19 protein-coding genes and 1 tRNA gene are annotated in these 20003 nt (G+C 61.5%); 19 read left to right on the forward strand and 1 reads right to left on the reverse strand.

Features of this window, described 5'->3' with window-relative positions:
• Positions 1-207: 207 nt before the first annotated feature.
• Entirely contained in the window at positions 208-732 is a 525-nt protein-coding gene (locus tag G3N95_RS37920) for a hypothetical protein (RefSeq protein ID WP_205975209.1), read from the reverse strand.
• A gap of 182 nt (positions 733-914) precedes the next feature.
• Here G3N95_RS37920 and G3N95_RS37925 point away from each other — a divergent pair, with 182 nt between their 5' ends.
• The 19 genes from G3N95_RS37925 (at position 915) to nuoL (ending at position 20002) form a co-directional block, all read left to right on the forward strand.
• A complete protein-coding gene (locus G3N95_RS37925; RefSeq protein ID WP_205975210.1) occupies positions 915-2186 on the forward strand; it encodes a branched-chain amino acid ABC transporter substrate-binding protein in 1272 nt (423 codons plus the stop codon).
• Between the two features lie 157 nt (positions 2187-2343).
• Positions 2344-2613 (forward strand): 30S ribosomal protein S15, encoded by a 270-nt coding sequence (gene rpsO / locus G3N95_RS37930; protein ID WP_012401401.1) that lies wholly within the window; start codon positions 2344-2346, stop codon positions 2611-2613.
• 314 nt (positions 2614-2927) lie between these two features.
• Complete coding sequence (gene pnp / locus G3N95_RS37935) at positions 2928-5066, forward strand: polyribonucleotide nucleotidyltransferase (RefSeq protein WP_205975211.1); 2139 nt, start codon at positions 2928-2930, stop codon at positions 5064-5066.
• A gap of 127 nt (positions 5067-5193) precedes the next feature.
• Entirely contained in the window at positions 5194-6210 is a 1017-nt protein-coding gene (locus tag G3N95_RS37940; protein ID WP_205975212.1) for an NAD(P)H-quinone oxidoreductase, read from the forward strand.
• Positions 6211-6365: 155 nt separating this feature from the next.
• Positions 6366-7145, forward strand: a complete 780-nt coding sequence (gene tpiA, locus G3N95_RS37945; RefSeq protein ID WP_205975213.1) for a triose-phosphate isomerase — start codon at positions 6366-6368, stop codon at positions 7143-7145.
• Positions 7146-7232: 87 nt separating this feature from the next.
• Positions 7233-7625 (forward strand): preprotein translocase subunit SecG, encoded by a 393-nt coding sequence (secG, locus tag G3N95_RS37950; protein ID WP_205975214.1) that lies wholly within the window; start codon positions 7233-7235, stop codon positions 7623-7625.
• A 113-nt stretch (positions 7626-7738) separates the two neighbouring features.
• A tRNA-Leu gene (locus G3N95_RS37955) sits at positions 7739-7823 on the forward strand.
• A 172-nt stretch (positions 7824-7995) separates the two neighbouring features.
• A complete protein-coding gene (locus G3N95_RS37960; protein ID WP_205975215.1) occupies positions 7996-8355 on the forward strand; it encodes an NADH-quinone oxidoreductase subunit A in 360 nt (119 codons plus the stop codon).
• A 62-nt stretch (positions 8356-8417) separates the two neighbouring features.
• The gene (locus tag G3N95_RS37965) at positions 8418-8897 is read left to right on the forward strand and encodes an NADH-quinone oxidoreductase subunit B (protein WP_006052903.1); all 480 of its coding nucleotides are present in this window, start codon (positions 8418-8420) and stop codon (positions 8895-8897) included.
• Between the two features lie 20 nt (positions 8898-8917).
• Entirely contained in the window at positions 8918-9520 is a 603-nt protein-coding gene (locus G3N95_RS37970) for an NADH-quinone oxidoreductase subunit C (RefSeq protein WP_205975216.1), read from the forward strand.
• A gap of 9 nt (positions 9521-9529) precedes the next feature.
• Positions 9530-10783: an NADH-quinone oxidoreductase subunit D gene (locus G3N95_RS37975; RefSeq protein WP_205975217.1), complete on the forward strand. Its 1254-nt coding sequence runs from the start codon at positions 9530-9532 to the stop codon at positions 10781-10783.
• A 170-nt stretch (positions 10784-10953) separates the two neighbouring features.
• Positions 10954-11439 (forward strand): NADH-quinone oxidoreductase subunit NuoE, encoded by a 486-nt coding sequence (gene nuoE, locus G3N95_RS37980; RefSeq protein ID WP_205975218.1) that lies wholly within the window; start codon positions 10954-10956, stop codon positions 11437-11439.
• On the forward strand, positions 11436-12764 hold the full coding sequence (gene nuoF / locus G3N95_RS37985; protein WP_205975219.1) for an NADH-quinone oxidoreductase subunit NuoF: 1329 nt from the start codon (positions 11436-11438) through the stop codon (positions 12762-12764). Before nuoE ends, nuoF begins: the two co-directional genes overlap by 4 nt.
• A 95-nt stretch (positions 12765-12859) precedes the next feature.
• Positions 12860-15193, forward strand: coding sequence for an NADH-quinone oxidoreductase subunit NuoG (gene nuoG / locus G3N95_RS37990; RefSeq protein WP_205975220.1), 2334 nt, complete (start codon positions 12860-12862; stop codon positions 15191-15193).
• The gene (nuoH, locus tag G3N95_RS37995) at positions 15194-16258 is read left to right on the forward strand and encodes an NADH-quinone oxidoreductase subunit NuoH (protein ID WP_205975221.1); all 1065 of its coding nucleotides are present in this window, start codon (positions 15194-15196) and stop codon (positions 16256-16258) included.
• A 14-nt stretch (positions 16259-16272) separates the two neighbouring features.
• On the forward strand, positions 16273-16761 hold the full coding sequence (gene nuoI / locus G3N95_RS38000) for an NADH-quinone oxidoreductase subunit NuoI (protein ID WP_012401389.1): 489 nt from the start codon (positions 16273-16275) through the stop codon (positions 16759-16761).
• Between the two features lie 158 nt (positions 16762-16919).
• On the forward strand, positions 16920-17588 hold the full coding sequence (locus G3N95_RS38005) for an NADH-quinone oxidoreductase subunit J (RefSeq protein WP_205975222.1): 669 nt from the start codon (positions 16920-16922) through the stop codon (positions 17586-17588).
• A 20-nt stretch (positions 17589-17608) separates the two neighbouring features.
• Positions 17609-17914 (forward strand): NADH-quinone oxidoreductase subunit NuoK, encoded by a 306-nt coding sequence (gene nuoK, locus G3N95_RS38010; RefSeq protein ID WP_007588140.1) that lies wholly within the window; start codon positions 17609-17611, stop codon positions 17912-17914.
• Between the two features lie 18 nt (positions 17915-17932).
• Positions 17933-20002 (forward strand): NADH-quinone oxidoreductase subunit L, encoded by a 2070-nt coding sequence (gene nuoL, locus G3N95_RS38015; RefSeq protein WP_205975223.1) that lies wholly within the window; start codon positions 17933-17935, stop codon positions 20000-20002.
• The last annotated feature ends 1 nt before the right edge of the window (position 20003 follow it).

Here is a 20003-nt window from a genome sequence, read left to right on the forward strand (position 1 = left end):
GTGAGCGGCTCAAGCAACTTATCAACGAAAAACGGCCCGGGCGCTCTTGCGCTCGGGCCGTCAAGTCCAGACCGTTTCGTTATACCGTTCGAGTCCTCAAAAGAGACCTTAACTGAACGGCATTACGCCGCGGCGGGGTTTTTTATTGTCGTCGTGTGATGAAAGAGCCCTTTGTGAGGCGGTTTTTCCGTTCGACTGCGGCGCGCTTCAGAAGATGTTGCGCCGATCCGGATCGTGCAGCGGATCAGGCGTCTTCTGCGTCAGCCGCAGAATGCCCTGATCGTCGAAATAGAAGCTGTACATCATGTACCAGTAGTTGTCTTCCAGGTACCGATACGTCCATACCTCGCGCTTCATCAGCGGGAAATAGTTGGTTTCGACAGGGCGTCCGAAGTTGATCAGCACGTCGTCGCGCGTCCACTTGCCGATTTCCGCCCGATAGAACTCGTTCGGCTGCAGAACCTGACGCACGTTCACGATCTTGCCGGACGCGTCGATGTCGGCGGCCGTGGTGAATTCTCCCATCGGCTGAGTCGGCCACATCAACCGTTTGCCGCCGTTCGGCAGGTCGTAGACTTCGCGCGGCGGCCCGAGGCGGGCGACGATCGTCGATTGATCCGCGCCCGCCTGATAGTTCTGCCAGGGCTGCGCGCATCCGGCGAGCACGAGGGCGCAGGCGAGAGCGGCGAGCGTGGCGCGCGCCGCGCGCACGGGTGAAATGCGGATGAACATGACACCTCCAATGGTGTTCGATGACGGCTTGTTATTGTCCTGATCGTCATTTTGACATGCGTCGCGTGAAAAGATTGTCGGCCGGTTCGCGCGCCGGCACAGGCTTTCGCCTGCTCGACGCTTGCTAGCTGGTGCTGCGCCGGCCTATGATCCGCGCTTCGATCGACAGACGGGGCGAGCGGATGAAAGCGAAGTGGGCAAGAGTAGTGATGGCGGCGATGACGCTGGCAGCGACGGTGAGTGCGCATGCGCAAAGCACGCCGACAGGCGCGCCGATCCGTATCGCGATGATCGAAGGCATGTCCGGCCCGTTTGCGAACGCGGGCGCGGCCGTCGAGCGCAATCTGCGCTTCGGCGTCGAAACGGTCAACGCGCGCGGCGGCGTGAGGCTCGCGGACGGCGCGCATCCGCTGGAGCTTGTCGTCCTCGACAGCAAGGGCAGCGCCGAAGAAGCGCTCGTGCAGCTGCGAGCAGCCGCCGACGGGCACATCGGCTTCATCATGCAGGGCAACAGTTCGGCCGTGGCCGCGGCGCTGCTGGCCGCGATCGACAAGCAGAACACGCGCGAGCCGGACAATCGCGAGCTGTTCCTCAACTATTCCGCCGACGATCCCGCGCTGACCAACGCGAGCTGCAGCTTCTGGCATTTTCGTTTCGACGCGCACGCGGGGATGCGGATGGACGCACTCGCCGACGTGATCCAGCGCGACAAGTCGGTGAAGAAGGTCTATCTCCTGAACCAGGACTATAGCTTCGGGCATGACGTGAGCACGCTGGCGCGCGCCACGCTCGCGTCGAAGCGGCCAGATATCGGCGTGGTCGGCGACGAATTTCATCCGATCGGACGCGTGAAGGACTTCGCGCCGTACATCGCGAAGATTCGTGCGAGCGGCGCCGATGCCGTGATTACGGGCAACTGGGGCAACGATCTGACGCTGCTGGTGAAGGCCGCGCGCGAGCAGGGCCTCGATACGAAGTTCTACACCTTCTATGGCAACAGCCTCGGCGCGCCGGCCGCGCTGGGCGATGCCGGCGTCAAACGCGTCATCGCCGTGGCCGACTGGCATCCGAACGCAGGTGGCACGGCGTCGGACGCGTGGTATGCCTCGTTCCGGCAGCGCTTTCCGGCCGCTCAGGACGACTACCCGGTTCTGCGCATGCCGCTGATGATCGAGATGCTGGCCGCGGCGATGATCCGCGCGGGCAGCGCCCAGCCGGAGAAGGTCGCGAAGGCGCTCGAAGGGATGAAGTACGACAACGGCTTTCATGCATCGTGGATGCGAGCCGAAGATCACCAGCTGATCCAGCCCCTTTACGTGATGGAGATGGACAAGGTGGGCACGCCAGGCGTCCATTTCGACAACGAAGGCTCCGGTTATGGCTTCCGGACCGTGCTGGCGCTGGCGTCAGAGCGTACGGTGCCGGCCACGACCTGCAGGATGAAGCGGCCCTGACGACGCGCACAGTAGCGGCCCAGGACGAGGGCGAAAGCGGCCCGAAACGGCGGGGTTCGCCGGATGACCGGGCTGTGCTACAATACGCGACTCGTTTTGTTGTAACCCACGGCACGGCCCTTCTTCCGTGACCGCCAGTGATTCAAAGGAAATCAACATGTCCGTAGCTGAAATCAAGAAATCCGACGTCGTCGCGCAATTCGCACGTGGCGCAAACGACACCGGCTCCCCCGAAGTTCAGGTCGCTCTGCTGACCACGCGCATCAACGAACTGACGGTTCACTTCAAGGCCCACACGAAGGATCACCACAGCCGCCGCGGTCTGCTGCGCATGGTGAGCCGTCGTCGCAAGCTGCTCGACTACCTGAAGGGCAAGGACGCTGATCGTTACCGCGCTCTGATCGAGAAGCTGGGTCTGCGTAAGTAATCCGGCGCATCGGACTTTCTGTCAGCAAGATGCCTGTGTCAGTTCCGCTGATACAGGCATTTTGTTTTTCAACGGTGCGCTTCATGTGAAGTTTGTCGTTGAATCAATCCTTCGGCGCGCCGGTTGCGCCGCGGGTAAAACGAAATAAGCCGGGCTTCAGGGTAGGGCGCTGTGTCATTCCAGCGGTTCGCGTGCAAGTGAATGCATCCACGTGATTCTCTGGAATGGCATAACACTCCTCTACCCGAAGGGCTCCGGTCCTGACGATGCCGCGCGCGGTCAGGCGCGGCATGACCAAAGATCAAGGAGGACAAATGTCTCTGTTTAACAAGGTCGTCAAAGAGTTCAAGTGGGGCCAGCATACGGTTCGCATGGAAACGGGTGAAATCGCCCGCCAGGCGAGCGGTGCTGTGCTCGTCGACGTCGAAGATACGGTCGTGCTCGCGACCGTCGTCGGTGCGAAGACGGCCAAGCCGGGCCAGGACTTCTTTCCGCTGACTGTCGACTACCTCGAAAAGACCTACTCGGCAGGCAAGATCCCCGGTGGCTTCTTCCGTCGCGAAGGCCGTCCGTCGGAAGGCGAAACGCTGATCTCGCGCCTGATCGACCGTCCGCTGCGTCCGCTCTTCCCGGAAGGCTTCTACAACGAAGTGCAGGTCGTCATCCACGTGATGTCGATCAACCCGGAAGTCCCCGCCGACATCCCCGCGCTGATCGGCGCGTCGGCGGCGCTGGCCGTGTCGGGTCTGCCGTTCAACGGCCCCGTCGGTGCTGCGCGCGTTGCCTACATCAACAACGAGTACGTGCTGAACCCGACCCGTTCGCAAATCAAGGAATCGCGTCTGGACCTCGTCGTCGCCGGTACGGAACGCGCGGTGCTGATGGTCGAATCCGAAGCGGATCAACTGCCGGAAGACGTGATGCTGGGCGCTGTCGTGTTCGGGCACGAGCAGATGCAAACGGCCATCGACGCGATCCACGAACTGGTGCGTGAAGGCGGCAAGGCCGAGTGGGACTGGCAGGCTGCGCCGAAGAATGAAGCGCTGATCTCGCGTGTCAATGAAATTGCCCACAACGAACTGCTGTCGGCGTATCAGACGCGCGACAAGCAGGCTCGCTCGACGAAGCTGAAGGAAGTCTACGCAGCGACGCAAGCCAAGCTCGAAGAAGAAGCAGCGGCAGCAGGCACGGTGGCGGCCGACAAGGCATCGGTGGGCAACGTACTGTTCGACATCGAAGCGAAGATTGTCCGTTCGCAGATCCTGAACGGCGAGCCGCGTATCGACGGCCGCGACACGCGCACGGTCCGCCCGATCGAAATCCGCACGGGCGTCCTGCCGCGTACGCACGGCTCGGCGCTCTTCACGCGCGGCGAAACGCAGGCGCTCGTCGTCGCGACGCTCGGCACGAAGGGCGATGAGCAGATTATCGACGCGCTCGAAGGCGAGTACCGCGACCGCTTCATGCTCCACTACAACATGCCGCCGTTCGCGACGGGCGAAACGGGCCGCGTCGGCTCGCCGAAGCGCCGCGAAGTCGGTCACGGCCGTCTGGCCAAGCGCGCGCTGATCGCGTGCCTGCCGAGCGCCGAAGAATTCGGCTACTCGATCCGCGTCGTGTCGGAAATCACGGAATCGAACGGTTCGTCGTCGATGGCGTCGGTGTGCGGCGGCTGTCTCGCGCTGATGGACGCCGGCGTGCCGATGAAGGCGCACGTCGCGGGCATCGCGATGGGCCTGATTCTCGAAGGCAACAAGTTCGCGGTGCTGACGGACATCCTCGGCGACGAAGATCACCTGGGCGACATGGACTTCAAGGTGGCGGGCACGGCTGACGGCGTGACGGCACTGCAGATGGACATCAAGATCCAGGGCATCACGAAGGAAATCATGCAGGTCGCGCTGGCACAGGCGAAGGAAGGCCGCATGCACATCCTCGGCAAGATGACCTCGGCTGTGTCCGGCGTGAACACGGAAATGTCGGCGTACGCGCCGCGCATGATCACCATCAAGATCAACCCCGAAAAGATCCGCGACGTGATCGGCAAGGGCGGTTCGGTGATCCGTGCACTGACGGAAGAAACGGGCACGACGATCGACATCTCCGACGACGGCGTCGTCACGATCGCGAGCACGAGCTCCGAGGGCATGGCGGAAGCGAAGAAGCGCATCGAGAACATCACGGCGGAAGTCGAAGTCGGTCAGGTCTACGAAGGCACGGTGCTCAAGCTGCTGGACTTCGGCGCGATCGTCAACCTGCTGCCGGGCAAGGATGGTCTGCTGCACATCTCCGAAATCGCCAACGAGCGCATCAAGGACATCAACGACTACCTGAAGGAAGGCCAGCAAGTGAAGGTCAAGGTCATCCAGACGGACGAAAAGGGTCGTGTGCGCCTGTCGGCGAAGGCGCTCCTGAACGAAGCAGCACAGACGGAGCCGACGCCGCAGCAGTAACGCGGTGAAAGCGGGACGGCCGGTAGCGCAAAAGCGCGCCGGCCGTTTTTCATGTAGGGTGGATTGCAGTGCGAACGGGTTTTGTCCGACCGGTTTGCAGCGCTATCCAGACCTGGGAGAGACGACGATGAACGCAATCGAAATCACCGAATTCGGTGCGCCGGAAGTCTTGAAACTCGCCGAACGGCCGATGCCGGAGCCGAAAGCGGGTGAAGTGCTGATCAAGGTGGCCGCGTCGGGCGTGAATCGCCCGGACGTGTTCCAGCGCAAGGGCGGCTATGCGCCGCCGCCGGGCGCGTCGGATCTGCCGGGGCTGGAAGTGGCGGGTGAAATCGTCGGCGGAAACATCGACGAGAAGCGCAATCCGTTCGGTCTGAAGATCGGCGACCGCGTGTGTGCGCTGATGGCGGGCGGCGGCTATGCCGAATATGCCACGGTGCCTCTGCTGCAGTGTCTGCCCGTGCCGAAGGGTTTTTCCGACATCGAAGCGGCTGCATTGCCCGAGACGTTCTTCACGGTCTGGAGCAATGTTTTTGACCGTGCGATGCTGGGCAAAGGCGAGGGCGGCGAGAACGAAACGTTCCTGGTGCAAGGCGGCTCGAGCGGTATCGGCGTGACGGCTATCCAGATTGCGCATGCGCTGGGTTTTCGCGTGTTCGCGACGGCGGGCACGGATGAGAAGTGCCGGGCGTGCGAAGCGATCGGCGCGGAGCGCGCGATCAACTACAAGACGGAAGATTTCGTCGAAGTGATCAAGTCGCTCACGAACGATCGTGGCGTCGACGTGATTCTCGACATGGTTGCGGGCAGTTACGTGCCGCGTGAACTGAAGGCGCTGGCCGACGGCGGGCGTCTTGTCGTGATCGCGTTGCTCGGTGGTGCGAAGGCGGAAGTGAACCTGAACGAGATTCTGCGTCGCCGCCTCACGGTCACGGGCTCGACGCTGCGTCCGCGACCGGTCGAGTTCAAGGCGAAGATCGCTGCACAACTGAAAGAACATGTGTGGCCGCATCTCGAAGACGGCACGATCAAGCCGATGATCTACAAGGTGTTCCCCGCGGCTGACGCTGCACAGGCGCACGAACTGATGGAAAGCAGTACGCACGTCGGCAAGATCGTGTTGAATTGGGGCGCGGGTGCTTGACAGCGCTCGTTTAATTGAGTTTGACCCGGTCTGTCAGCACACAGTAAAATCGCATGTTTTGCGCGTTCTGCATGGTTTTTGCATGCGGACCGGGTACCGAGCGCTGACGAAGCGGACGCGTTCATCACCCGCACCACGATAAATCGAGCGAGACGATGGCGAAACAACGAGCAAAACTGGTAGTCGGTAACTGGAAGATGCACGGTCGGCTTGCCGACAATCGCGTGCTGCTGCAAGCCGTATCGCGCGGCGCGGACGATCTTCCGGATGATGTGCGGGTCGGCGTGTGTGTGCCGTGCCCCTATCTGGCGCAGGCGCAAACGCTGCTCGAAAGCGGCCGCGTCGCGTGGGGCGTGCAGGATGTCTCCGCGTACGCGCAGGGCGCCTACACCGGCGAAGTCGCGGCCGAGATGGCTGCCGAGTTCGGCTCGACATTCGCGATCGTCGGGCACTCCGAGCGGCGTGCGTATCATCGCGAAAGCGCTGAGATCGTCGCAGTGAAGACGCAGCGCGCGCTCGCAGCAGGTTTGACGCCGATCGTCTGCGTCGGCGAAACGCTCGAAGAGCGTGAAGGCGGCAAGACGGAACAGATCGTCGGCGAGCAGCTTGATGTCGTGCTCGCGAAGCTGTCAGTTGAAGACGCGGCTCGCATCGTCATCGCTTACGAGCCGGTGTGGGCAATCGGCACCGGCAAGAGCGCGACGGCGCAGCAGGCCCAAGACGTTCACGCGTTTCTGCGCGCGCGTCTCGTGGCGAAAGGTGGCGATGCCGCCGACGTGCCGTTGCTGTATGGCGGCAGCGTGAAGCCGGAGAACGCGGAAGAACTGTTCGGCCAGCCGGATATCGATGGCGGTCTGATCGGCGGAGCGTCGTTGAAGGACAAGGATTTCCTGGCAATCTGCAGTGCAGCTGTCGCGGCAACGGCCGCGCGCTGAGCATTGACGCAGAGTGCCCGGGCGAGGATGACCCATTGCGTGCAGCATGTCGTGCTGCGCGGTTAAATAAAGACTCAGGTGAGTGTGATGCTGTATTTGAAAACGTTGATCATCGTCGTGCAGTTGCTGTCGGCGCTGGGTGTCATCGGTCTCGTGCTTCTGCAACACGGCAAGGGCGCCGACATGGGTGCTGCTTTCGGTAGCGGTGCATCGGGCAGTCTCTTCGGCGCGACAGGTTCTGCTAATTTTCTGTCACGTACCACTGCGATACTGGCAGCTGTGTTCTTCGTCACCACGTTGGCACTGACGTACCTCGGCGCATATCACTCGAAACCTTCGGCAGGTGTGCTTGGTAACATGCCGGCAGCATCGGCACCTGTTGCTGCATCGGCGGCTCCTGCTGCGTCGGCATCGGCCAATGCATCGGCTGCAGTTGCTGCATCTGCAGCTTCCGCGCCAGGCCAAGACGTACCGAAATAAATTTTCGAGGAAAACACGTTTGTGCGTTGAACAAACTGTTTAACCGGGTTACAATTCAAGTCTTGAAGCGATTCGCGGGTTTTACAAAAAGTTGTTCCCGGATTGCAGACAGTGCCGACGTGGTGAAATTGGTAGACACGCTATCTTGAGGGGGTAGTGGCGAAAGCTGTGCGAGTTCGAGTCTCGCCGTCGGCACCAATGTTATCTAATGCCAGCCGCTTGCTTCAGCTTCGGCTGGCATTTTCACTTCTGGGGTGGTGTTTGCTGTGGGCTTTCAACATCAAGCATCCCGAAGTGTTTCGCGTCAGGGGTTGTTCAAGGTAGTTCGCGTCTCCTGACGTTACTCAGAACCAACCGATTGAGGATAGCTTTGAACCTCGCAGCCTATTTCCCCGTATTGATGTTCCTCCTCGTGGGCACCGGTTTAGGCGTAGCACTGGTCAGTATCGGCAAGATCCTCGGTCCGAATCGACCGGACACCGAAAAGAACGCACCGTACGAGTGCGGCTTCGAAGCATTCGAAGATGCGCGCATGAAGTTCGATGTGCGCTACTACCTGGTCGCCATTCTCTTCATCATCTTCGACCTTGAAGCGGCATTCCTGTTCCCGTGGGGCGTGGCTCTGCGCGATATCGGCTGGCCCGGCTTCATCTCGATGATGATTTTTCTGCTCGAATTCCTGTTGGGCTTCGCCTATATCTGGAAGAAAGGTGGTCTCGACTGGGAATGACGGGTTAATCGCCGGTGTGTATGGGTGGCGATGGCTCGCCGCCCGTCTGGAGTGGAAAACAAATGAGTATCGAAGGGGTCTTGAAGGAAGGGTTTGTCACCACCACGGCTGACAAACTGATCAACTGGACGCGTACCGGTTCACTGTGGCCGATGACGTTCGGTCTCGCGTGTTGCGCGGTCGAGATGATGCATGCGGGCGCCGCCCGTTATGACCTTGACCGTTTCGGCGTGGTGTTTCGTCCGAGTCCGCGTCAGTCGGACGTGATGATCGTCGCCGGCACGCTGTGCAACAAGATGGCGCCGGCGCTGCGCAAGGTCTATGACCAGATGGCCGAGCCGCGCTGGGTGATCTCGATGGGCTCGTGCGCGAACGGCGGCGGCTACTATCACTACTCATACTCGGTGGTGCGTGGCTGTGACCGGATCGTGCCCGTCGATGTGTACGTGCCGGGCTGTCCGCCGACGGCTGAAGCGCTGGTGTACGGCGTGATCCAGCTGCAGGCGAAGATCCGCCGCACCAACACCATCGCCCGTCAATAAGCCCAAAGCCTCCCCACAATATGGCAAGCAAACTCGAGACCCTCAAAGCGAACCTCGAGGCGGCCTTTGGCGGCCGCCTGACGAGCATCACCGAATCGATCGGTGAGCTGACCATCGTCGTGAAGGCAGACGATTTCCTCGAAGTGGCCACGCGTCTGCGCGATGACGCGAAGCTGCGTTTCGAGCAGCTGATCGACCTCTGCGGTATCGACTATCAAACCTACGGTGAAGGCGCTTACGAAGGTCCGCGTTTTGCCGCCGTCCTGCATCTGCTGTCCATCACGAACAACTGGCGCGTGCGCGTGCGCGTGTTCGCACCCGACGACGACGTGCCGCTGATCCCCTCGGTCGTTGAGATCTGGAATTCGGCCAACTGGTACGAGCGCGAAGCATTCGACCTGTACGGCATCGTGTTCGAAGGTCACCCCGACCTGCGCCGCATCCTGACCGATTACGGTTTCATCGGTCACCCGTTCCGCAAAGATTTCCCTGTCTCCGGCTACGTCGAGATGCGTTACGACCCGGAAGAGAAGCGCGTCGTCTATCAGCCGGTGACGATCGAGCCTCGGGAAATCACGCCGCGCGTGATCCGCGAGGATCGCTATGGCGGCCTGAAACACTAAGAGAACGTCATGGCAGAGATCAAGAACTACACGCTCAACTTCGGTCCGCAGCACCCGGCAGCGCACGGCGTGCTGCGCCTCGTGCTCGAACTCGACGGCGAAGTGATCCAGCGCGCCGATCCGCACATCGGCCTCCTGCACCGCGCCACTGAAAAACTCGCGGAAAGCAAGACCTTCATCCAGTCGGTGCCGTACATGGACCGTCTCGACTACGTGTCGATGATGGTCAATGAGCACGGCTATGTGCTGGCGATCGAAAAGCTGCTCGGCATCGACGTTCCCATTCGCGCGAAGTACATCCGCGTGCTGTTCGACGAAGTCACGCGTGTGCTGAACCACCTGATGTGGATCGGCGCGCACGCGCTCGACGTCGGCGCGATGGCCGTGTTCCTCTACGCGTTCCGCGAACGCGAAGACCTGATGGACGTGTATGAAGCGGTCTCCGGCGCGCGTATGCATGCTGCGTACTATCGTCCGGGCGGCGTCTATCGTGATCTGCCGGACGCGATGCCGCAGTACAAGGCATCGAAGATTCGCAATACGAAGGCACTGTCGAAGCTGAACGAGAACCGTCAGGGTTCGCTGCTCGACTTCATCGAAGATTTCTTCAACCGTTTCCCGAAGTGCGTCGACGAGTACGAAACGCTGCTCACTGACAACCGCATCTGGAAGCAGCGTCTGGTCGGCATCGGTGTCGTGAGTCCGGAACGCGCGCTGCAGATGGGCCTGACGGGTGCGATGCTGCGCGGCTCGGGCATCGCGTGGGATCTGCGCAAGAAGCAGCCGTACGAAGTGTATGACCAGATGGACTTCGACATTCCCGTCGGCGTGAATGGCGATTGCTACGACCGCTATCTGGTGCGTGTCGAAGAAATGCGTCAATCCACGCGCATCGCGAAACAGTGCATTGAATGGTTGCGTAAGAATCCCGGCCCTGTGATGACGGACAATCACAAGGTCGCGCCGCCGTCGCGCGTGGGCATGAAGTCGAACATGGAAGACCTGATTCACCACTTCAAGCTCTTCACGGAAGGCTTCCACGTGCCGGAAGGCGAAGCGTATGCCGCCGTCGAGCATCCGAAGGGCGAGTTCGGCATCTATCTCGTGTCGGACGGCGCGAACAAGCCGTACCGCCTCAAGATCCGTGCGCCGGGTTATGCGCATCTGTCCGCGCTCGACGAAATGGCGCGCGGCCACATGATCGCCGACGCCGTGACGATCATCGGCACGCAGGACATCGTGTTCGGTGAAGTGGACCGCTAGCCGGTCGACACCAAGCGGTTTTCATCAAGGCACGCGCTCCCGCAGCCGATAAAGCATGAGAAGCGGAGCGCGCGTCAAGCAAAGGAACGCCGGGTCTGTCGCAATATGCCGCAATACGCAGTGAGCGACAGGTTTTCGTTCGGTAGGAATTGAAAGAGTCGTGTCTGAAAATGATCTCAGCTGAAGGCCTGAAAGAAATCGATCGCGCGATCGCGAAGTACCCCGCCGATCAGAAACAGTCCGCCGTGATGTCGGCCCTGGCCGTCGGTCAGGAAGAGCATGGCTGGTTGTCGCCCGAACTGATGCAGTTCGTGGCGGACTATCTCGGCATGCCGGCCGTCGCCGTGCAGGAGGTTGCGACCTTCTACACGATGTACGAGACGAAACCCGTCGGCAAATACAAGATCACGCTCTGCACGAACCTGCCGTGCCAGCTTGGTCCCGATGGCGGTTCGGACAGCGCCGCCGAATATCTGAAGCAGAAGCTCGGTATCGACTTCGGCGAAACCACGCCCGACGGCAAGTTCACCCTCAAAGAGGGTGAGTGCATGGGCTCGTGCGGTGACGCCCCCGTGATGCTCGTGAACAACCATCGTATGTGCAGCTTCATGAGCCGCGAGAAGATCGACCAGCTCCTCGAGGAACTTTCGAAATGACGTCTCTACACGATCGTCACATCAAACCGCTGATTCTCGCCGGCCTCAACGGCGACAACTGGCATCTTCAGGACTACGTCGAGCGTGGCGGCTACAAGCAGCTGCGCCGCATTCTCGAAGAGAAGATTCCGCCTGAGCAGGTGATCGCCGACGTGAAGGCGTCGGGTCTGCGCGGCCGGGGCGGTGCTGGCTTCCCGACCGGTCTGAAGTGGAGCTTCATGCCGCGTCAGTTCCCGGGGCAGAAGTACCTCGTCTGCAACTCGGACGAAGGCGAACCGGGCACGTTCAAGGATCGCGACATCCTGCGCTGGAATCCGCATGCGCTGATCGAAGGCATGGCCATCGGCGCTTACGCGATGGGCATCACCGTCGGTTACAACTACATTCACGGCGAAATCTTCGAAGTCTATCGACGCTTCGAGGCCGCGCTGGAAGAGGCGCGCGCAGCGGGCTTCCTCGGCGACAACATCATGGGCTCGGGTTTCTCGTTCCAGCTGCATGCGCACCACGGTTATGGCGCATACATCTGCGGCGAAGAAACCGCGTTGCTCGAATCGCTGGAAGGCAAGAAAGGCCAGCCGCGCTTCAAGCCGCCTTTCCCGGCGAGCTTCGGCGTGTACGGCAAGCCGACCACGATCAATAACACGGAAACGTTCGCAGCCGTGCCGTTCCTGTTGGCCGTCGGTCCGCAGAACTACCTCGAAATGGGTAAGCCGAACAACGGCGGCACGAAGATCTTCTCGGTGTCGGGCGACGTCGAGCGTCCGGGCAACTACGAGATTCCGCTCGGCACGCCGTTCGCGACGCTGATGGAACTCGCAGGCGGCATGCGCGGCGGCAAGAAGATCAAGGCGGTGATTCCTGGCGGTTCGTCGGCCCCGGTCATTCCGGGCGACATCATGATGCAGACCGACATGGACTACGATTCGATCGCGAAGCAGGGCTCCATGTTGGGCTCGGGCGCGGTCATCGTGATGGACGAAACGCGCTGCATGGTGCGTTCGCTGTTGCGCCTGTCGTATTTCTATTACGAAGAGTCGTGCGGTCAGTGCACGCCGTGCCGCGAAGGCACGGGCTGGCTGTATCGCGTTGTGCATCGCATCGAGCACGGTCTGGGCCGCAAGGAAGACCTGGATCTGTTGAACTCGGTCGCCGAAAACATCATGGGCCGCACGATCTGCGCGCTCGGCGATGCGGCTGCGATGCCGGTGCGGGGCATGCTCAAGCACTACTGGGACGAATTCGAGTATCACGTCGCCAACAAGCGTTGTCTCACGGGCGGTCATGCCGGCGCGGCGGCAGCCCCGGAAACGGTCGCTGCATAAAGCTGAAGCACACGCGGGCGCCGCTGCTTCGTGAAGAGCGAAGCGGCGAGCGGGCGAACGATTGAGCGGTAACAGGTTAAGGAAGATTGACCATCATGGTTGAACTTGAAATAGACGGCAAGAAAGTAGAGGTGGCCGAAGGCAGCATGATCATTCAGGCTGCGCATAAGGTCGATACCTATATCCCTCACTTCTGCTATCACAAGAAGCTGTCGATTGCGGCCAACTGCCGGATGTGTCTCGTCGATGTCGAGAAGATGCCGAAGGCCGTGCCTGCATGCGCAACGCCGGTGTCGGCGGGCATGATCGTGCGCACGCAGTCGGAAAAGGCGGTGAAGGGCCAGCAGTCGGTGATGGAATTCCTGCTGATCAATCACCCGCTCGATTGCCCGATCTGCGACCAGGGCGGCGAATGCCAGTTGCAGGATCTGGCCGTCGGTTACGGCAAGTCGTCGTCGCGTTACAGCGAAGAGAAGCGTGTGGTGTTCCACAAGAACGTGGGCCCGCTGATCTCGATGGAAGAGATGTCGCGCTGCATTCACTGCACGCGCTGCGTGCGCTTCGGCGAAGAAATCGCCGGCGTGATGGAACTCGGCATGCTGGGTCGCGGCGAACATTCGGAAATCACGTCGTTCGTCGGCAAGACCGTGGATTCGGAACTGTCGGGCAACATGATCGATCTGTGCCCGGTCGGCGCGCTGACCAGCAAGCCGTTCCGCTACAGCGCCCGTACGTGGGAGCTGTCGCGCCGCAAGTCGGTGAGCCCGCACGATTCCGTCGGCGCAAACCTCGTGGTGCAGGTGAAGAACAACCGCGTGATGCGCGTTCTGCCGTTCGAAAACGAATCCATCAACGAATGCTGGATTTCGGACAAGGACCGCTTCTCGTACGAAGGTCTCAACAGCCCGGAACGTCTGACGCGCCCGATGCTCAAGCAGGGCGGCAAGTGGATCGAGACGGACTGGCAGACGGCGCTCGAATACGTCGTCAAGGGTCTGAAGGGCATCAAGGACGACCACGGCGCGAACGCGATCGCCGCTCTCGGCAGCGCGCACAGCACGGTCGAAGAACTGTTCCTGCTCAAGCAGATCGCTCAGGCTGTCGGCACGCCGAACGTCGATTTCCGTCTGCGTCAGTCGGACTTCGCGGCAACTGTGAACGGTACGCCGTGGCTCGGCACGTCGATCGCGAATCTGTCGATGCTCGACAGCGCGCTGGTGATCGGTTCGTCGCTGCGTCGCGACCATCCGCTGTTCGCCGCGCGTCTGCGTCAGGCAGCGAAGGGCGGCGCGAAGATCACGCTGCTGCAGGCCACGCGCGACGACGCGCTGATCCCGCAAGCCGCGCGCATCGCTGCAGCACCGTCGGCATGGCTCGACGAGCTGGCCGGCATCGCGGCTGCCGTGTCGGAAGCGAAGGGCGTTGCACTGCCTGAAGCGTTCGCCGGCGCAACGGCCTCGGATGCCGCAAAGCAGACGGCTGCCGCGCTCGGTGCAGGCGAAACGCGTGTCGTGCTGCTCGGCAACGGCGCGGTCCAGCATCCGGAGTTCACGCGCATTCACGCAGCGGCTCAGTGGATCGCACAAACCACGGGCGCGACGCTCGGCTTCCTGACGGAAGCAGCGAACACGGTGGGCGCGCATCTCGTCAACGCATTGCCGGGCGAGGGCGGTCTGAACGCTCGCGAAGTGTTCGAACAGCCGCGCAAGGGTTACGTGCTGCTGAACCTCGAACCTGAATTCGATACGGCCAACCCGGCGCAGGCGCTGGCCGCGCTGAACCAGGCGGAAATGGTCGTCGTACTGTCGCCGTTCCAGACGGGCGCCGAGTATGCCGACGTGCTGCTGCCGATCGCGCCGTACACCGAAACGTCCGGCACGTTCGTCAACGCGGAAGGCACGGTGCAGATGTTCAACGGCGTCGTGCGTCCGCTCGGCGATACGCGTCCCGCATGGAAGGTGCTGCGCGTGCTGGGCAACCTGCTCGGCGCGTCGGGCTTCGACTTCGACACGGCGGAACAGGTGCGCATCGCGGCACTCGGCGACGGCGACCTCACGCCGCGTCTGTCGAACAGCACGTCGGTGGCCGTTGCGCGCAGCAGCGCCGCGAAGGCCGCGCAAGGCACGTTCGAGCGCATCGCCGATGTGCCGATCTACCACGCCGATCAGCTCGTGCGCCGCGCTGAGTCGCTGCATCTGACGGCAGCGGCGCGGGCCGCCAATTCGGTCGGTCTGCCGGCCGCATTGTTCGACCAGCTGGGTTTGAAGGAAGGCGACGCGGTGCGCGTTCGTCAGGGCGATCGCTCGGTGCAGGCTCCGGCCGTGCGTGATGCGAATCTTGCGGAGACGGTCGTCCGCGTGTCGGCGGCTACGTCTGCCGGTGCAGCGCTGGGCAGCCTGTTCGGTGAACTGGTGGTGGAGAAGGCGTAAATGACCTTGTTCGAATCGATCAACGCGGGCGGCGCTCAGATTCTCGGCGTGGCATGGCCCACCGTTTGGGCCCTCGTGCGCATTCTCGTGGTGGCCGTCGCGATCCTGCTGTGCGTCGCTTATCTGATCCTGTGGGAACGTAAGCTGATCGGCTGGATGCACGTTCGTCTCGGCCCGAACCGAGTCGGCCCCGCAGGTCTGCTGCAGCCGATCGCCGACGTGCTCAAGCTGCTGCTGAAAGAAGTGATTCAGCCGACCCAGGCAAGCCGCTGGGTTTATCTGGTTGCGCCAGTGATGGTGGTGGTCCCCGCTTTCGCGGTCTGGGCGGTGATTCCGTTCCAGGCGGGCGCGGTGCTCGGCGACATCAACGCGGGTCTGCTGTACGCGATCTCGATCTCGTCGGTCGGCGTGTACGGCGTGATTCTGGCGGGCTGGGCGTCGAACTCGAAATACGCGTTCCTGGGTGCGATGCGCGCGGCGGCACAGATGGTGTCGTACGAAGTGTCGATGGGCTTCGCGCTGGTCGTCGTGATGATGACGGCGGGCACGATGAACCTGTCGGACATCGTCGGTTCGCAGATGCGCGGCATCTTCGCGAGCCATGGCGTGACGTTCCTGTCGTGGAACTGGCTGCCGTTGCTGCCGGCCTTCGTCGTCTACTTCGTGTCGGGCATCGCTGAAACGAACCGCCACCCGTTCGACGTGGTGGAAGGCGAGTCGGAAATCGTCGCGGGTCACATGATCGATTACTCGGGTATGGCGTTCGCGCTGTTCTTCCTGGCCGAGTACATCAACATGATCGTGATCTCGGCGCTGGCATCGATCCTGTTCCTGGGCGGCTGGAGCGCACCGTTCGAATTCCTGTCGTTCATCCCGGGCATTTTCTGGCTGGTCCTGAAAGTCTTCTTCCTGCTGTCGGTATTCATCTGGGTGCGTGCGACGTTCCCGCGCTACCGCTATGACCAGATCATGCGTCTGGGCTGGAAGGTGTTCCTGCCTGTCACTGTGATCTGGGTCGTGGTGGTCGGCTTCTGGATCATGTCGCCGTTGAATATCTGGAACTAAAGGGCGGACGAACCATGACCGCAATCCAAAACTTCTTTAAAACCTTCTTTCTGACCGAGCTGCTCAAGGGCCTCGCGCTGACGGGACGCTACACGTTCCAGCGCAAGATCACCGTGCAGTTCCCGGAAGAGAAGACGCCGATCTCGCCGCGTTTCCGCGGCCTGCATGCACTGCGCCGCTATGAGAACGGCGAAGAGCGCTGCATCGCGTGCAAGCTGTGCGAAGCAGTGTGCCCGGCGCTCGCGATCACGATCGAATCGGAAACGCGCGCGGACAACACGCGCCGCACGACGCGCTACGACATCGACCTGACCAAGTGCATCTTCTGCGGTTTCTGCGAAGAGAGCTGCCCGGTCGACTCGATCGTCGAAACGCACATCCTCGAATATCACGGCGAAAAGCGCGGCGACCTGTACTTCACGAAGGACATGCTGCTGGCAGTCGGCGACCGTTACGAAGCGGAAATCGCTGCGAACAAGGCAGCCGACGCGCCGTATCGCTGATTCGGTTGATACAGCAGTTCGACGCCGCGCGGTCTGACAGGCATGAGACCGCGCGGCGCAGCCAGACCGCTCCGGCGCCGCGTCAAGCAACATCATGCAGAACGCGACGCGCGCCTGGGCACCAAGCCTGACGATGGCCTAACGATGAATCGGTAATCATGGACTTCACGACCGTACTGTTCTACATCTTCGCGTTACTCCTGACGGTGTCAGGGCTGAAGGTGATCACTTCGCGCAACCCGGTGTCGTCCGCGTTGTTCCTCGTGCTCGCGTTCTTCAACGCGGCCGCGATCTGGATGCTGCTGCAGGCGGAATTCCTCGCGATCCTGCTGGTGCTGGTGTATGTCGGCGCGGTGATGGTGCTGTTCCTGTTCGTCGTGATGATGCTGGACATCAATCTCGACGTGCTGCGACGCGACTTCAAGCGTTTCGTGCCGATGGCGACCGTGGTGGGCGCGATCATCGTGATCGAAACCGCGCTGATCCTGTGGCACGGCTACGGCGCGACGGTTCAGCCCGTGCGCGACACGACGGCCGCCGTAGCAGGTGCAGCCGACTGGTCGAACACACGTCTGATCGGCAAGATCATCTACACCGACTACATCTTCGCGTTCGAAGTGGCCGGCCTCGTGCTGCTCGTCGCGATCATCGCAGCGATTGCGCTGACCACGCGTCACGGCAAGGACAGCAAGCGCCAGCGCGTGTCGGATCAGGTCAAGGTGCGCCGCGAAGACCGCGTGCGCATGGTCAAGATGGCTGCCGAAAAGGAACATCCGGCCGAACCTGAAGCCATTACCGGCGACGCTGGCGCCGGCAAGAACAGCTGACGTCAGGAGGAGAGAAAAACATGTTGTCCCTTGCCCATTACCTCGTGCTCGGCGCGATCCTGTTCGCGATCAGCATCGTTGGCATTTTCCTGAACCGTCGCAACGTCATCATCATCCTGATGGCGATCGAGCTGATGCTGCTGGCGGTCAACACGAACTTCGTCGCGTTCTCGCATTATCTCGGCGATGTGCATGGCCAGATCTTTGTCTTCTTCGTGCTGACGGTTGCAGCAGCAGAAGCGGCGATCGGTCTTGCAATTCTGGTGACCCTGTTCCGTAGCCTCGACACGATCAATGTCGAGGATCTCGATCAGCTCAAAGGTTAACTTCAGGCACAGGCTGTTATGTCAATGACACTCAATGAAAACCTGTTGCTGGCGGTTGCGCTTGCACCGCTGGCCGGCTCGCTGATCGCGGGGCTGTTCGGCAATGCGATCGGGCGCGCCGGTGCGCACTCGGTCACGATCCTCGGCGTTGCGATTTCGTTCGTTCTTTCGTGCATCGTCTTCCTCGACGTGCTGAACGGCGGCAGCTTCAACGCCACCGTCTACGAATGGATGACGGTCGGCAAGGTGAAGTTCGAAGTCGGCTTCCTCGTCGACACGCTGACGGCGATGATGATGTGCGTCGTGACCTTCGTGTCGCTGATGGTGCACGTCTACACGATCGGTTACATGGCCGACGAAGAAACGGGCTACCAGCGCTTCTTCTCGTACATCTCGCTGTTCACGTTCTCGATGCTGATGCTCGTGATGAGCAACAACTTCCTGCAGCTGTTCTTCGGCTGGGAAGCGGTGGGTCTCGTGTCGTACCTGCTGATCGGCTTCTACTTCAAGCGTGAGAGCGCGATCTACGCAAACATGAAGGCGTTCCTCGTCAACCGCGTGGGCGACTTCGGCTTCATTCTCGGCATTGGTCTGATCCTCGCGTACGGCGGTTCGATGAACTACGGCGACGTGTTCGCGAAGAGCCACGAACTGGCATCGCTGTCGTTCCCGGGCACCGACTGGGGCCTGCTGACAGTCGCGTGTATCTGCCTGTTCATCGGCGCGATGGGTAAGTCGGCGCAGTTCCCGCTGCACGTGTGGCTGCCCGACTCGATGGAAGGCCCGACGCCGATCTCCGCACTGATTCACGCGGCAACGATGGTGACGGCAGGTATCTTCATGGTGACGCGCATGTCGCCGCTGTTCGAACTGTCGGACGCGGCGCTGTCGTTCATCACGGTGATCGGCGCAATCACCGCGCTGTTCATGGGCTTCCTCGGCATCGTCCAGAACGACATCAAGCGTGTCGTCGCTTACTCCACGCTGTCGCAGCTCGGCTACATGACGGTCGCGCTCGGCGTGTCGGCCTATCCGGTCGCCGTGTTCCACCTGATGACGCACGCGTTCTTCAAGGCACTGCTGTTCCTCGGTGCGGGTTCGGTGATCATCGGCATGCACCACGATCAGGACATGCGCAACATGGGCGGCCTGCGCAAGTACATGCCCATCACGTGGATCACGTCGCTGATCGGTTCGCTGGCGTTGATCGGTACACCGTTCTTCTCGGGCTTCTACTCGAAAGATTCGATCATCGACGCGGTGAAGCTGTCGCATCTGCCGGGTTCGGGCTTCGCGTACTTCGCGGTTGTCGCGAGCGTGTTCGTGACGGCGCTGTACTCGTTCCGCATGTACTTCCTCGTGTTCCACGGTGAAGAGCGCTTCCGCGGTCCGAAGCATCCCGACTCGCCGATGGGCGCGGAAGCGGCTGCACACGGTCACGGCCATGGTCACGACGATCACGGCCACGGTCATGACGATCACCACGCTCACGAGCCGCATGAAACGCCTTGGGTCGTCTGGCTGCCGCTGGTGCTGCTGGCGATTCCGTCCATCGTGATCGGCGCGATCGCGGTCGGCCCGATGCTGTACGGCGATTTCTTCCAGCACGGCGTCGCGTTCGAGAAGGTGATCTTCATCGGCGAAAACCATCCGGCACTGCACGAGATGGCGGAAGAATTCCAGGGCTGGGCCTCGATGGGCCTGCACGCTGCGTCGGGTCTGCCCGTGTGGCTGGCGCTGGCGGGTGTGGTGGTGGCGTGGTTCCTGTACCTCAAGCGTCCGGATCTGCCCGCCGTCATCAAGCGTGGTTTCGGTCCGATCTACACGCTGCTGGATAACAAGTACTACATGGACAAGATCAACGAAGTCGTGTTCGCACGCGGCGCCGTGGCCATCGGCCGCGGCCTGTGGAAGGAAGGCGACGTCGTGGTCATCGACGGCATTGTCAACGGTAGCGCGCGCTTCATCGGCTGGTTTGCGAGCGTGATCCGTTTCCTGCAATCGGGTTACATCTACCACTACGCATTCGCCATGATCATCGGCATGCTGGGGCTCTTGACCCTGTTTGTAACGCTCGGCGGTAAATAAG

Origin of the sequence: Paraburkholderia sp. Tr-20389 (assembly GCF_017104565.1) — a bacterium.
Lineage (GTDB): Bacteria > Pseudomonadota > Gammaproteobacteria > Burkholderiales > Burkholderiaceae > Paraburkholderia.